Annotated in this window: 15 protein-coding genes; 6 read left to right on the forward strand and 9 right to left on the reverse strand. The window is 68.4% G+C overall.

Translation table 11 applies throughout. The annotated features are described in order from the left end of the window. Positions 1 to 220: 220 nt before the first annotated feature. The 3 genes from BU124_RS09415 (at position 221) to accC (ending at position 2463) form a co-directional block, all read left to right on the forward strand. Positions 221 to 460 (forward strand): hypothetical protein, encoded by a 240-nt coding sequence (locus BU124_RS09415; protein WP_143529941.1) that lies wholly within the window; start codon positions 221 to 223, stop codon positions 458 to 460. A 127-nt stretch (positions 461 to 587) separates the two neighbouring features. Then, on the forward strand, positions 588 to 1103 hold the full coding sequence (gene accB, locus BU124_RS09420) for an acetyl-CoA carboxylase biotin carboxyl carrier protein (protein ID WP_084863247.1): 516 nt from the start codon (positions 588 to 590) through the stop codon (positions 1101 to 1103). Positions 1104 to 1113: 10 nt separating this feature from the next. Beyond that, positions 1114 to 2463 (forward strand): acetyl-CoA carboxylase biotin carboxylase subunit, encoded by a 1350-nt coding sequence (gene accC / locus BU124_RS09425; RefSeq protein ID WP_084863069.1) that lies wholly within the window; start codon positions 1114 to 1116, stop codon positions 2461 to 2463. Here the strand turns inward: accC and BU124_RS09430 are convergent. After that, on the reverse strand, positions 2421 to 3164 hold the full coding sequence (locus BU124_RS09430; protein ID WP_084863071.1) for a methyltransferase domain-containing protein: 744 nt from the start codon (positions 3162 to 3164) through the stop codon (positions 2421 to 2423). The genes accC and BU124_RS09430 overlap by 43 nt on opposite strands. Positions 3165 to 3248: 84 nt before the next feature. Here BU124_RS09430 and aat point away from each other — a divergent pair, with 84 nt between their 5' ends. Next, complete coding sequence (gene aat / locus BU124_RS09435) at positions 3249 to 3893, forward strand: leucyl/phenylalanyl-tRNA--protein transferase (RefSeq protein ID WP_084863073.1); 645 nt, start codon at positions 3249 to 3251, stop codon at positions 3891 to 3893. Here aat and BU124_RS15155 read toward each other — a convergent pair. The 5 genes from BU124_RS15155 to BU124_RS09460 form a co-directional block, all read right to left on the reverse strand. Beyond that, the gene (locus BU124_RS15155; RefSeq protein WP_342743736.1) at positions 3857 to 4354 is read right to left on the reverse strand and encodes a DUF2155 domain-containing protein; all 498 of its coding nucleotides are present in this window, start codon (positions 4352 to 4354) and stop codon (positions 3857 to 3859) included. The genes aat and BU124_RS15155 overlap by 37 nt on opposite strands. Continuing rightward, positions 4351 to 4800, reverse strand: a complete 450-nt coding sequence (gene mlaD / locus BU124_RS09445) for an outer membrane lipid asymmetry maintenance protein MlaD (RefSeq protein WP_084863075.1) — start codon at positions 4798 to 4800, stop codon at positions 4351 to 4353. Before mlaD ends, BU124_RS15155 begins: the two co-directional genes overlap by 4 nt. 5 nt (positions 4801 to 4805) lie before the next feature. Then, complete coding sequence (locus BU124_RS09450) at positions 4806 to 5189, reverse strand: NADH:ubiquinone oxidoreductase subunit NDUFA12 (RefSeq protein ID WP_084863077.1); 384 nt, start codon at positions 5187 to 5189, stop codon at positions 4806 to 4808. Positions 5190 to 5464: 275 nt separating this feature from the next. Then, positions 5465 to 6727, reverse strand: a complete 1263-nt coding sequence (gene clpX, locus BU124_RS09455) for an ATP-dependent Clp protease ATP-binding subunit ClpX (protein ID WP_084863079.1) — start codon at positions 6725 to 6727, stop codon at positions 5465 to 5467. Positions 6728 to 6857: 130 nt separating this feature from the next. Then, the gene (locus tag BU124_RS09460) at positions 6858 to 7493 is read right to left on the reverse strand and encodes an ATP-dependent Clp protease proteolytic subunit (RefSeq protein ID WP_084863081.1); all 636 of its coding nucleotides are present in this window, start codon (positions 7491 to 7493) and stop codon (positions 6858 to 6860) included. A gap of 171 nt (positions 7494 to 7664) precedes the next feature. Between BU124_RS09460 and BU124_RS09465 the strand changes: the two genes are divergently transcribed. Then, positions 7665 to 8843, forward strand: a complete 1179-nt coding sequence (locus BU124_RS09465) for an FAD-binding domain-containing protein (RefSeq protein WP_084863083.1) — start codon at positions 7665 to 7667, stop codon at positions 8841 to 8843. Between the two features lie 18 nt (positions 8844 to 8861). On the opposite strand, the gene BU124_RS09470 is transcribed toward BU124_RS09465, so the two are convergent. Then, entirely contained in the window at positions 8862 to 9701 is an 840-nt protein-coding gene (locus BU124_RS09470; RefSeq protein WP_084863085.1) for a YihY/virulence factor BrkB family protein, read from the reverse strand. Then, positions 9701 to 10219 carry a hypothetical protein gene (locus BU124_RS09475; protein WP_084863087.1) on the reverse strand — a complete coding sequence of 173 codons (519 nt, stop codon included), beginning with the start codon at positions 10217 to 10219 and terminating at the stop codon, positions 9701 to 9703. The genes BU124_RS09470 and BU124_RS09475 overlap by 1 nt, the downstream gene beginning before the upstream one ends. 85 nt (positions 10220 to 10304) lie before the next feature. On the opposite strand from BU124_RS09475, the gene moaA reads away from it, so the two are divergent. Beyond that, positions 10305 to 11309 carry a GTP 3',8-cyclase MoaA gene (gene moaA, locus BU124_RS09480; protein ID WP_084863251.1) on the forward strand — a complete coding sequence of 335 codons (1005 nt, stop codon included), beginning with the start codon at positions 10305 to 10307 and terminating at the stop codon, positions 11307 to 11309. Between the two features lie 7 nt (positions 11310 to 11316). On the opposite strand, the gene BU124_RS09485 is transcribed toward moaA, so the two are convergent. Continuing rightward, positions 11317 to 12561, reverse strand: a complete 1245-nt coding sequence (locus BU124_RS09485; protein ID WP_084863090.1) for an META domain-containing protein — start codon at positions 12559 to 12561, stop codon at positions 11317 to 11319. Positions 12562 to 12581: the final 20 nt, after the last annotated feature.

Below are 12581 nucleotides of genomic sequence, written 5' to 3' on the forward strand. Positions count from 1 at the left end.
GCTGATCGCGACAAACCGATCGGCACAAGAGGGGCCGCCCCGGCCGGCGGGCGGCCCCTTTTATTTGCCTAAAATGCCATGCAGTTTACACCGGGCCGGGTGCATCATGTTGCGGATTTCGGCACGCGACTCTGGCGCAATACCTGTCGTGGGGGCTTCGTGACTAGAGCCCGAGATGGAAATCATCGCACCTCCCGGTTTTGCGCCGGCACCGCAACTTGTGCCCGATACCCGCCCGAGCGCCGATGCCGCCGCCCTGGCCCGCGACGCCACGCCCGACACCCCGCTGCCTGTCCCGCCGACGCCGACCCAGCAGGCCCTGGTCGGCCAGGCCGCCCTTGGCGCCGCCGGCCCCGCCCCGGCCGGCAACAGCGATGCGGCCGGCGCAGCGGTCGAGCGCCGGCTCAAGCCCTACGGGATCGCCATGCTGCCCGTGCGCGGCGAGGACCCGGCCCCCTGACATCGGCGCCTGCGCCAAATTCCGCGGCCCCGCTTTCCACCGCCCGTGCCATGGTGTATGGGCTATGCACTCGGGTGCGTGGGGGTGTCCCCCGGCACGCGGCGACAGGCAACCGGCTGAGGACATGATGACCAAGACCACGCAGCACGAGTCCGACGTGAGCTTCATCCAGGCGCTGGCGGAACTCCTGCGCGAGAACGACCTGACCGAACTTCAGGTCAAGCGCGACTACGGCGAGAACGACAGCCTGAACGTGCGGGTCAGCCGCCAGCCCCCCGACATGACCGCGCCCGCCCAGCAGGTCGCGGTCAACCCTACGGCCCCGGCCGCTCCGGCCCCTGCCGCCGCCCCGGCCCCGGACCCGGTCCCGGCGACCGAACCGGCAGCCGATCCGGACCCGGCCAACCACCCGGGCGCCGTCACCTCGCCCATGGTGGGCACCGCCTATCTGCAGCCCGAACCGGGGGCGCCCGCCTTCATCGCCATCGGCAGCACCGTGTCCGAGGGCGACACGCTTCTGATCGTCGAGGCCATGAAGACCATGAACCACATCCCGGCCCCGGCCTCGGGCACGGTCACCCGCATCCTCGTCACTGATGGCGACCCGGTCGAATTCGGCACCCCCCTCGTCGTGGTCGAGTGAGGGGTAGCGCATGTTCGACAAGATCCTGATCGCCAACCGGGGCGAGATCGCGTTGCGGGTCATCCGCGCCTGCCGCGAGATGGGCATATCCAGCGTCGCCGTGCATTCCACCGCCGACGCCAATGCCATGCACGTGCGCATGGCCGACGAAAGCGTCTGCATCGGCCCCGCGCCCAGCCCGCAAAGCTATCTGAACTACCCCGCGGTGATCTCGGCCGCCGAGGTGACGGGCGCGCAGGCGATCCACCCGGGCTACGGCTTTCTGTCGGAAAACGCGCAATTCGTGCAGATCGTCGAGGACCACGACCTCACCTTCATCGGCCCCACGGCCGAGCACATCCGCGTGATGGGCGACAAGATCACCGCCAAGGACACGATGAAGGCGCTGGGCGTGCCCTGCGTGCCCGGCTCCGAGGGGGGTGTCGACAGCCTCGAGGACGCGCTGCGCCTTGGCGAGGAGATCGGCTATCCGGTGATCGTCAAGGCCACCGCGGGCGGCGGCGGGCGCGGCATGAAGGTCGCGCAGAATGCCGAGGAGATGAAGAGCGCCTTTCAGACCGCACGTGCCGAGGGCAAGTCGAACTTCGGCAACGCCGATGTCTACATCGAGAAGTACCTGACCACCCCGCGGCACATCGAGGTCCAGGTCTTCGGCGACGGCAAGGGCAACGCGGTGCACCTTGGCGAGCGCGACTGTTCGTTGCAGCGCCGCCACCAGAAGGTCTTCGAGGAAGCACCCGGCCCCGCGATCAGCGCCAAGGAACGCGCCCGCATCGGCAAGATTTGCGCCGATGCCGTGGCGCGCATCAACTACATTGGCGCCGGCACGATCGAGTTTCTCTACGAGAACGGCGAGTTTTTCTTCATCGAGATGAACACCCGCCTGCAGGTCGAACACCCGGTGACCGAGGCGATCTTCCGCCAGGACCTGGTGCGCGAACAGATCCGCGTGGCCGCGGGCTTGCCGCTGTCCTTTGCCCAGGATGACTTACGCATCGACGGCCATGCCATCGAGGTGCGCATCAACGCCGAGAAACTGCCGAATTTCGCGCCCTGCCCGGGCCGGATCACCCAGTTCCATCAGCCCGGTGGGCTGGGCGTGCGCATGGACAGCGCGCTCTACGACGGCTATGCGATCCCGCCCTATTACGACAGCCTGATCGGCAAGCTGATCGTGCACGGCCGCGACCGTCCCGAGGCGCTGGCGCGTCTGGCCCGTGCCCTTGGCGAGCTGATCGTGGATGGCGTCGATACCACGGTGCCGCTGTTCCATGCCCTTCTGGAGGAGGAGGCCGTGCAGACCGGCGCCTACAACATTCACTGGCTGGAGCACTGGCTGGAGACGAACCTGTCGGGCTGAACGCCGCGCGGGCGCAGCACGCAGCTGCCGCGACGCGCGCCCTTCTGGCGAAAGTAGTCCACCACCCCGCTGCGGTCTTCCAGCGCCTCCCAGTCCGACCAGGCCAGGTCGAAGGCCAGACAGTCGGCAATAACGTCCATGGCGCGGAAACTAAGGATACCCTTGACCGCCTCCTCCTGCCCCGCGACCTGCGGCAGGGCGTTCATGGGCTTGTCCGTGCGTTCCCGCGACAACTGGATGACGGCCCCGGGGCGCTGCAGGAAGTCGCCGTCAACGATGATCAGCTTCGGTTGCAGCCGGCGCAGCTGGGTGAACAGGCGCATGTGGTCCATGATATGATAGAGCACGCCGAAAACCGCCACGACGTCGTAACACTCGCCCGCGCCGACGGCCCTGTCGACCTCGGCGTGGATGTCGCCGATGCGCATCTCGATCCGGCCGCGCAAGTCCGGGTCGGGATAGGCGGCCAGCCCGGCCGCGGACTCGGCCCGGCCCTCGATGCCGACCACATGCGCCGCCCCCGCCCCGGCAAAGGCATAGGCCCAGCGCCCGTCATGCGCGCCGAGATCCAGCACCCGGGCGCCCGCGATTTCCCGTGCGTGGGGCGCGACCAGAACCGCATGCCGCTTGTTGAGCCGCAGCGCCGCCTTGGGTGTGTCCACATAGGCATCGAGGTCGGAAACGAAGTCGAAGAATGCCATCCGGGCGGTCTCCTTGTGGTGGGGTCAGGTTTGCCGATATGGTCCGGCGGAACAAGACAGCGTGACAAGACAGTTGCCTGAGTGATGCGGCAAGGACTCTCTGCGGATACCCTCCTGGCCGCCTATGCCAGCGGTGTCTTTCCCATGGCCGAACACGAGGACGACCCCGAGCTGTTCTGGGTCGACCCGCGCCAGCGCGGAGTGCTGCCCCTGGGCGGGTTCCACATCTCGCGCTCGCTGGCGCGCAGGCTGCGGCGGAACACCTTCGCGGTGACATTCGACGCGGACTTCCCGGGCGTCGTGGCGGGCTGCGCCGATCGCGCGGAAACCTGGATCAACGCGACCCTCCGCGCGCTCTATGCCGAGTTGGCCGCGCGCGGGCACGCCCATTCCTGCGAGGTCCGCGACGAGACCGGCGCGCTGGTCGGCGGCGTCTTCGGGGTGGCCATCGGCGGGGCCTTCTTCGGCGAGAGCATGTTCTCGCACCGCACCGATGCCTCCAAGGTCGCGCTGGCCTACCTCGTCGATCGGCTGCGCGCGGGGGGCTTCATCCTCTTCGACACGCAGTTCATCACGCCGCACCTGCGCCGCCTCGGCGGTCGCGAAATCCCGCGCGCGGTCTATCGCCAAAGGCTGGCCGCGGCCCTGGAGACGCGGGCCCGCTTTGACAGCGACACCCCGGCCCCCCCGGGTCAGGAGGTGGTGCAGCGCAACGCCCAGACGTCGTAGCGCTGGTGATCAAGCGCGTTCAACGCCGGCGCGCTGGCAATCATCCAGCCGCGAAAGATCGGCTCGGGCGCGTTGTTGTAATGGATCGTGAGCAGGGCATAGGCATCCCCCGCGGGGTTGCCGCTGGGAAAGCGGCACTCGCCCAGCCGCACCGACAGGTTGCCGATCTGCGCCTTGGCCCCGTTGTCCAGCGTCAGGTCGCGGACCTCGCCGGTAATCTTGTCGAGCACGCGCAAGGTGCCGCCGGGCGCGGTCGTGGCCGCGGGCGCAAGGTCGGACTCGGTGGTCGTCCCCCGGGCCGTGCCATCGGGCCCGGGGCCAAGATCGTCGGGAACCGGCAGCATCTGGTCGGGTCCCAGGAAATCGGGATCGCCGAGGTCCAGGCCGGGCAGCTCGCCCGCGTCCTGTGCGGCGGCGGCCCCGGCCGCCAGCACGGCGGCGAGGGCGAGGGCGCGGATCATTCCGACTCCCCGCCCGAGACGAACTTGGTCAGAAGCTGGATCACGCTCACCGCGCCCTGGGTGCTCTGGAACAGCTGGCCCTCTTCGAGATAAGTGAACGACCCGCCGGGCACGATCTCGACGAAGGTACCGCCCAGCAGCCCTTCCGAGGCGACGACCGCCGAGCTGTCGTCGGGAACCCTGATGCCCCTCTCGATGCTCAACTCCGCCTCGGCGCGGTAGGTCTCGGGGTTGAGCGACAGCGCCGTGACCGCCCCGACCGACACCCCGGCCAAGCGGATGTCCGTGCCCACCGAAACGCCCTCGGCCGAGCGGAAATTCGCCGCCAGGTCATAGCTGGCCGGGCGTCCGCCGCTGCCCGTGGCCTGCGTGGCATACCACAGAAAGCCCCCGGCCACGGCCAGCACGAGGGCGCCGACAATCACCTCGGTGACGGATTCGCGCATGTCGTTTACTCCGGCGTCCAGGCCTCGTAATCCGCCCGCGGCATCGGCTCGGCCCGGCGGATCGAGCCCTTGGGCGCATAGGCCTGCGGCGTGCCCGTCAGGTTGGGCATGTGCGGCTTTTCCCAGTCCTTGTGGGCCAGCGGGCGGTCGGCGGGCGTCTCGTCCCAGGTGCGATGCAGCCAGCCGTGCCAGTCGGGGGCGACACGGCTGCCCTCGACCTCACCGTTGTAGATGACCCAGCGCCGGGTATCGTCGGCATTGCGGTAATAGACGTTGCCCTGTTCATCCTCGCCGACCCGCTCGCCGCGGCGCCAGGTGAACAGCTGCGTGCCCAGCGTCTGGCCGTCCCACCAGACGAAGATGCGCTTGATGATGTTGAGGACGCCCATGGTGCTCTCCTGACTGTTGCGCCGGGTATGCCGAAATGGCGCGCGACAGTCCAGTGTCCGCGTGCCTGGCCGGCAGGATTTCACCCGGGCGGGCGAGACACGCTTCCGCTCGGCAAATTCAATTCCCGAATCGCACAGGCGGCCGGAGGTCAGGCCGCCTTGTTCCGGGCCCGAATGATTGCCATCGCAAGCAACTGCCAATGTGTTGCGAGCCGTTGCGCGACCGGCACGGCGATGTCGCGCGTCCTGTAACGCAAATCGCGCACTGGCACGGATCACCCGGCGCTGACGTTTTCCTTGCGCGCGTCGTCATGGATCATCAGCGGCGCCGCATCGGGGCCGACCGACTCCTCGTTGACCACCACCTCGGTCACGGTCTCCATGCCGGGCAGGTCGAACATGGTGTCCAGCAGGATATCCTCCATGATCGATCGCAGACCGCGGGCGCCGGTCTTGCGGGCGATGGCCCGCTGGGCAATGGCGCGCAGGGCGTCGTCGGTGAAGGTCAGCTGCGCCTCTTCCAGTTCGAACAGGCGCTGATACTGCTTGACCAGGGCGTTCTTGGGCTCGGTCAGGATGGTGATGAGCGCGTCCTCGTCCAGGTCTTCCAGCGTCGCGACAACTGGCAGGCGACCGACGAATTCCGGGATCAGGCCAAATTTCAGCAGGTCCTCGGGTTCGAGATCGTGCAGCACCTCGCCGATGCCCTTGTCGGCCTCGTCGCGCACGTCCGCGCCAAAGCCCATGGCACTGCCCTTGCCGCGCTGGCTGATGATCTTGTCGAGCCCCGCGAAGGCCCCGCCGCAGATGAACAGGATGTTCGTGGTGTCCACCTGCAGGAATTCCTGCTGGGGATGCTTGCGCCCGCCCTGCGGCGGCACAGAAGCCACTGTGCCTTCCATCAGCTTGAGCAAGGCCTGCTGCACCCCCTCGCCCGAAACGTCGCGGGTGATGCTGGGGTTGTCGGACTTGCGGGTGATCTTGTCGACCTCGTCGATGTAGACGATGCCGCGCTGCGCCCGCTCGACGTTGTATTCGCTGGCCTGCAACAGCTTCAGGATGATGTTTTCGACATCCTCGCCGACGTACCCGGCCTCGGTCAGGGTTGTGGCGTCGGCCATGGTAAAGGGCACATCGAGGATCCGCGCCAGCGTCTGCGCCAGCAGCGTCTTACCGCAGCCCGTGGGGCCGATCAGCAGGATGTTGGACTTGTTGAGCTCGATGTCCGTCTTGTCGGCATGGTTGAGACGCTTGTAGTGATTGTGCACCGCGACCGAGAGCACGCGCTTGGCCATGGCCTGCCCGATGACGTAATCGTCCAGAACCGTGCTGATCTCCTGCGGGGTGGGCACCCCTTCGGAAGATTTCAGCGCCGAGGATTTCGTCTCTTCGCGGATGATGTCCATGCACAGCTCGACACACTCGTCGCAGATGAACACGGTGGGCCCCGCGATCAGTTTGCGCACTTCGTGCTGGCTCTTGCCGCAGAAGCTGCAGTAGAGGGTGTTCTTGCTGTCTCCGCCGGACGTGTCCGCCATGTCGTCTTTCCCTGGCCCAAGGCCGTTTTGAGTGGTTCCGGGCTGACCCGTTCTACCAACACTAGGGCAGCCCAGAGGTGTTCACAATGCCGAATCCCGGGCCGCTCGCGGCTCGGTCACCGCGGCGGCGTCACCCCTCGCCATCGCCCTCACCGGGCTTGATGCGGCTTTCGACGATGTCGTCGACCAGGCCCCAGTCCTTACTTTCCTGCGGGTCCATGAAGTTGTCGCGGTCCAGCGCCGCCTCGACCTTCTTGAGGGTCTGGCCGGTGTGCTTGACGTAGATTTCGTTGAGGCGCTTCTTGAGCTTCATCGTCTCTTCGGCGTGGATCATGATGTCCGACGCCTGGCCCTGGTAGCCGCCCGAGGGCTGGTGTACCATGATGCGGCTGTTGGGAAGCGAAAACCGCATGCCCGCCTCGCCCGCCGTCAGCAGCAGCGACCCCATCGAGGCGGCCTGCCCGACCACCAGCGTCGAGACGGCCGGCCGGATGTACTGCATCGTGTCGTAGATCGACAGGCCGGATGTCACAACGCCGCCGGGGCTGTTGATGTACATGCTGATCTCTTTTTTCGGGTTCTCGGCCTCCAGGTGGAGCAACTGGGCGACGACAAGCTGGCTCATGCCGTCGTGGACGGGGCCGTTGACGAAGATGATCCGCTCTTTCAGCAGGCGCGAGAAAATGTCGTAGGCCCGTTCGCCACGGCTGGTCTGTTCCACCACCATGGGAACGAGGTTCATGTAGGTCTCGACGGGGTCTTGCATGGGTGTCTGCCTCGGGGCTCTGGACGCGGGGGTCGTTTAAACTGATTTCCTTGCCGGAGTCTTAGTAGCGCGGCAGGGGGGCTTCAAGGGCAAGCGGCCGCGCATCCCGGCCAGAGGGCGCCGGACCGCCGCGCGCTTGAAGGCGCAGGCGCGCCCGCTACCCTACCTCCCATGGACTTTGCACCGACACGACAGGCCGGGCTTGATCGGCTCCGCGCCTTCGTGCCCCGCGCCGGGCGCGCTTATGCCGCAGGACGCAATTTTGATAAGCCCGACGCCGTGTCGGGCCTGTCGCCCTACCTGCGCCACCGGCTGGTGAGCGAGCCAGAGGTGCTGGAGGCCGTGCTGGCCCGGCATTCGCCCAGCGCGGCCGAGAAGTTCATTCAAGAGGTTTACTGGCGCACCTACTGGAAGGGCTGGCTGGAAATGCGCCCCTCGGTCTGGATGCAGTATCGCGCCAGGGTGCAAGCCGCGCTGAACCGCGTGCAGACCGAGGCCGGACTGCGCCGAGATTGGGAGGCCGCCTGCGCCGGCGAGACCGGGATCGACGCCTTCGACCACTGGGCGCGCCAGCTTGGCGAAACCGGCTATCTGCACAACCACGCGCGGATGTGGGTCGCCTCGATCTGGGTCTTCACCCTGCGCCTGCCCTGGGAACTGGGGGCGGATTTCTTCCTGCGGCACCTGCTGGACGGCGACCCGGCCTCGAACACGCTGGGCTGGCGCTGGGTGGCCGGGCTGCAGACGCCGGGCAAGACCTACCTGGCGCGGCCCGACAATATCGCGCGGTACACGCGCGGGCGCTTCCGCCCCGATGGCCTGGCAACCACGGCCCCGCCAATCGACGGGCCGCCCCCACCACCACCCATGGCGGCCCCCGTGGGCGACACCCCGCCGGTCGGGCGCGTGGGCCTGCTTTTGACCGAGGACGACCTGACGCCCGAGTGGCTGCTCGACCGGGTCGACCCGGCCGAGGTCGCCGTCTTCGACGCCACCGCGCTGCGCAGCCCGCTGCACATTAGCCCGCGGGTGCTGGGGTTCGCCGCCGGCGCGGTGCAGGACCTGGAGGCGCGCCTCGGCCCCGTCACGCGCCTGGCCACCGCCGAGGACGTGGCCGACTGGGCCGCGGGGTTTGAGGCCGTCGCCCTGCCTCACCCGCCCGTGGGGCCGGCCGCCGAGGCTCTGGCCCCCGTCTTGCCGGAGGGTCGCACGCACAAACTGCTGCGCCCGCATGACCGCCGCGCGTGGCCGCATGCGACCGCCGGATTCTTCAAGTTCAAGCCGAAGATACCGGAGCTTCTGAAGGCGCATGACAGCCAAACCGACCTGTTCGGCCCGCAAACGGCATAACGCCCGCCGGCGCCGGCGTCAGCCTGCCGCGCCATCGGCGCCGCGGAACCGCCGCAGCGCCATGTTCAGCGCCGCGCCCAGCAACACCAGGTAGGACGACAGGTAGAACCACATCAACAGCGCGATCACCGCCCCGATCGAGCCGTAGACCTCGTTGTAATTCGAGAAATTGGCCACATAGGTCGAAAACAGTGCCGACATGGCGAACCAGCAGGTGACCACGACCCCTGCCCCCGGCGTGAACCAAGCCAGACGGTCGCCGCGCATGTTTGGCCCGTAGCGATAGAGCAGCCCCAGCCCGAGGACCAGCACCGCAACGGCCACCGCCCAGCGCAGGGTGCCGAGGACCCAGGCCCAGGCCCCTATGAAGGGCAGCAATTGCAGCACGATCGGCGTGACCACCACCAGCAGAAGCGCAAGGATGGCGATCCCCACCAGCGCGGCGGTCAGCATCAGCGCCACGGCGACATGGGCCAGCCCGCCCCGGTTGGGGCGCCCGAAAATGGCATTGAGCCCGCGCATCAGGGCCGCCACCCCGGCGCGGGCCGACCACAGCGCCACGCCGATGGACAGGCCGGTGGTCCAGCCCAGGGTCTGGCCGCCCGCCGCCAGCAGCCGGTCGATCTGCGCCTCGAAGAGGGCAAAGGCCCCCGGCGGGATGAAATCGCGCATCAGCTCCAGCTGGCCCTCGACAACCTCCGGATCGGCCAGCAGACCGAAGAGAGAGATCGTCGCGGCGATGCCGGGAAAGATCGCGAAGAGCGCGTAAAACGCCACCCCGGCCGAGATCAGGCTGGCGTTCTTCTCGTCGGCATAGGCCAGCCCCTGCCGCAGCTCCGAGAGGCCCGGCCGCACCATCAGTCGGCAAACAGGATCAGCTCGGGCAGGCCGGTCAGCGGCGCCTCGAGCAGGCGCATGGCCGCCAGGCTGACCTGGCTGCCCGCGCCGGGGGCGCCACCGGCCGGGCGCAGTTCCACCGCGATGCTGGTGCCCGCCGCCGGATAGTCGGCACGGCCCTGTGTCAGGCTGTCCACCAGCGGGGTCTTGATCCAGATGCCCGGCTCGGAGGCCGCCCCGAGAGAGGCGACCGTCCGGCCCAGCCGCCGCGCCCCGGCCTCGGCCGCATCGGCCACGGCGGCGCTGCGCGCGGCGTCATCCGTGGTGTCGAAGTCCTCGACGGTGCGGGCACCAGCGGGCGGGGCCGCCGCGGCGCCGGGGGTCAGCCCCGGGGGCCGCGCAGGCGGTCGGGGCATCCCCTGGGGGGCGGGGGAAAGGGCCACCTGCCCGTCGGCCTCGGCGCCAGCGCCGGTCAGCTGCTCGACCACCGCGCAGCCCGAAAGCAGGGCCGCGCCCATCAAAAGGACGATCCGTCTCATGCCCGAACGCTACGGCCTGCGGCCACGCCGCGTCCAGCGGGAATCGCCCTTGCGCGCCCCCCCGCCGAACCCTAAGTTTCGTGGAATGACCGCGCCGCTGATCGACCCCTTCGACCGTGCCATCCGATACCTGCGGGTCTCGGTGACCGACCGCTGCGATTTCCGCTGCGTCTACTGCATGTCGGAAAATATGACCTTCCTGCCCAAGAAAGAGCTTCTCACGCTCGAGGAGCTCGACCGGCTGTGTTCCACCTTCGTCGGGCTGGGGGTGGAAAAGCTGCGCATCACCGGGGGCGAACCGCTGGTGCGGCGTGATATCATGACGTTCTTCAACGCCATGGGCCGGCACCTGGAAACCGGCGCGCTCAAGGAGTTGACGCTGACGACCAACGGCAGCCAGCTGGGCCGCTTCGCGCGCGATCTGTATTCCTCCGGGGTGCGCCGGGTGAACGTCTCGCTCGACACGCTGGACGAGGCGAAATTCGCCGAGGTGACGCGCTGGGGCCGCCTGCCGCAGGTCCTCAAGGGACTGGACGCGGCGCAAGAGGCCGGCCTGCGCGTCAAGCTCAACGCCGTCGCCCTCAAGGGTTTCAACGAGGATGAGCTTTTCGACCTGCAGGCCTTCTGCGCCGCCCGCGACATGGATCTGACCTTCATCGAGGTCATGCCCATGGGCGACATCGGCAACGAGGACAGGCTGGGGCAGTACTGGTCGCTCAAGGACCTGCGCGCGCGTCTGGAAGAGCGCTTCACCGTCACTGACCTTGCCGAACGCTCGGGCGGGCCGGCGCGCTACGTCCGGTTGGAGGAAACCGGCCAGAAGATCGGCTTCATCACGCCACTGTCGCACAATTTCTGCGAAAGCTGCAATCGCGTGCGCATCACCTGCACCGGCGAGATCTACACCTGCCTCGGGCAAGAGGGGCATTCGGACCTGCGCGCGCCCCTGCGGGCCAGCCCCGACGACGCGGTGCTAGAAGACGCGATCCGCAAGGCCATCGCGCTCAAACCCCGCGGCCACGATTTCGATTACTCGCGCCAGGGCGTCGACGGCCAGGTCAGCCGCCACATGAGCCACACCGGCGGCTGAGGCGGCCTCACTGCCCCGGCGTCGCGATAATGCGCGCGGTGTCCCCAGCCAGCAGCACCAGCGCACCCTGGTCGGTCAGGTCGAACCGGGTCACCGCCGGCAGGGCGTCAAGGAATTGGCGTTCCTGGGCCAAGACGGGCTCTGCGCAGGCCATCATGGTGCCGGCCGCGGCCCCGAAGGACAGACCCTCGCCCGTCAGGTCATACTGCCCGCGAAAGCGGTTGCAGGACCCGCTGCCGTGATAGGACCCCTCGCGGCCGAAGGTCAGCGTCGCGTCTGCGCTGTCGATCACCGCACGGCCGTCGATCCGCTGCACCTGCCAGGGCCCGCCGATCAGAAGGTGGCGCGGATCGCCGCCGCATCCGGTGTGGGTGTCGTTGTCTACGGTCAGCGTCACGGTCTCGGGGTGGGGCATCCCGGTCATGCTGTCGCGACACAGCTCGGCCCGCCGGATCACTGTCACCCTGTCGTCGCCTGCGGCCCCGCCGGCCCGCAGGACGATATCGCCGGTGTCGGTCAGCGCGGTGTCGCGCACCCGCAGGGTCACCTCCGCGGCCCCCGGGCGCGAGAGGATCATATCGCCGCCGGTCAGGGTGACGGACCAGAACGGTTCATTCCCGCGCGCCGCATAAGCCGCATCGCCGACGGGAAACACCATGCGGCAGTCGGGCAGCACCTCGCCCGCGAGGGTCACCCGCGCCGATGACCCCGTGATGTCGACGCGGGTTGCCGGATCGGCCGCGGCAACATAGCGCTGACCGGTCCCGCCTAATACGGGGCGCAGGGTCCACCGGCGCCCATCGGCGTCCAGCACGGCCCCGTCATCCACGACCCCCAGGCGAAGCTGGCGCGGCCCGCACCGAAAGGCCGAGGCGTAGCCAAGAGGCTGATGGCGCGAGAGAACCACCTCGCCCAGGTCGGCCGGGGTCGCGGGCGTGATCGTGATCGCCTTGCTCAGCCAGAGGATGCGGCCTTGCACCGCGATCCCTGCCCGCAACGTCGCCCGGTCTGCATCGGGCCGGGCGATGGCGAACGGGATCGGCACCTGACGCCCCGCCGTGGCGATCCGGGTCTCGGCCAGAACCGCGCGATCCGGGGCGCGCAGACGCACCAGAAGCTCTGCCCCCTCGGGCAGGGCCATGCGGGCCGCATAGGTCACATGGCCCGTCAAACGGCCGCTGTCCTGTGCCGCGACAGTGCCGCACATGAGGCCCGCCCAGGCCAGCGTAACGATCAGAACCAGACGAATCATGCGTCCCTCCGAGACCAGCC

This window comes from Salibaculum halophilum, assembly GCF_002094885.1.
Classification (GTDB): domain Bacteria; phylum Pseudomonadota; class Alphaproteobacteria; order Rhodobacterales; family Rhodobacteraceae; genus Salibaculum; species Salibaculum halophilum.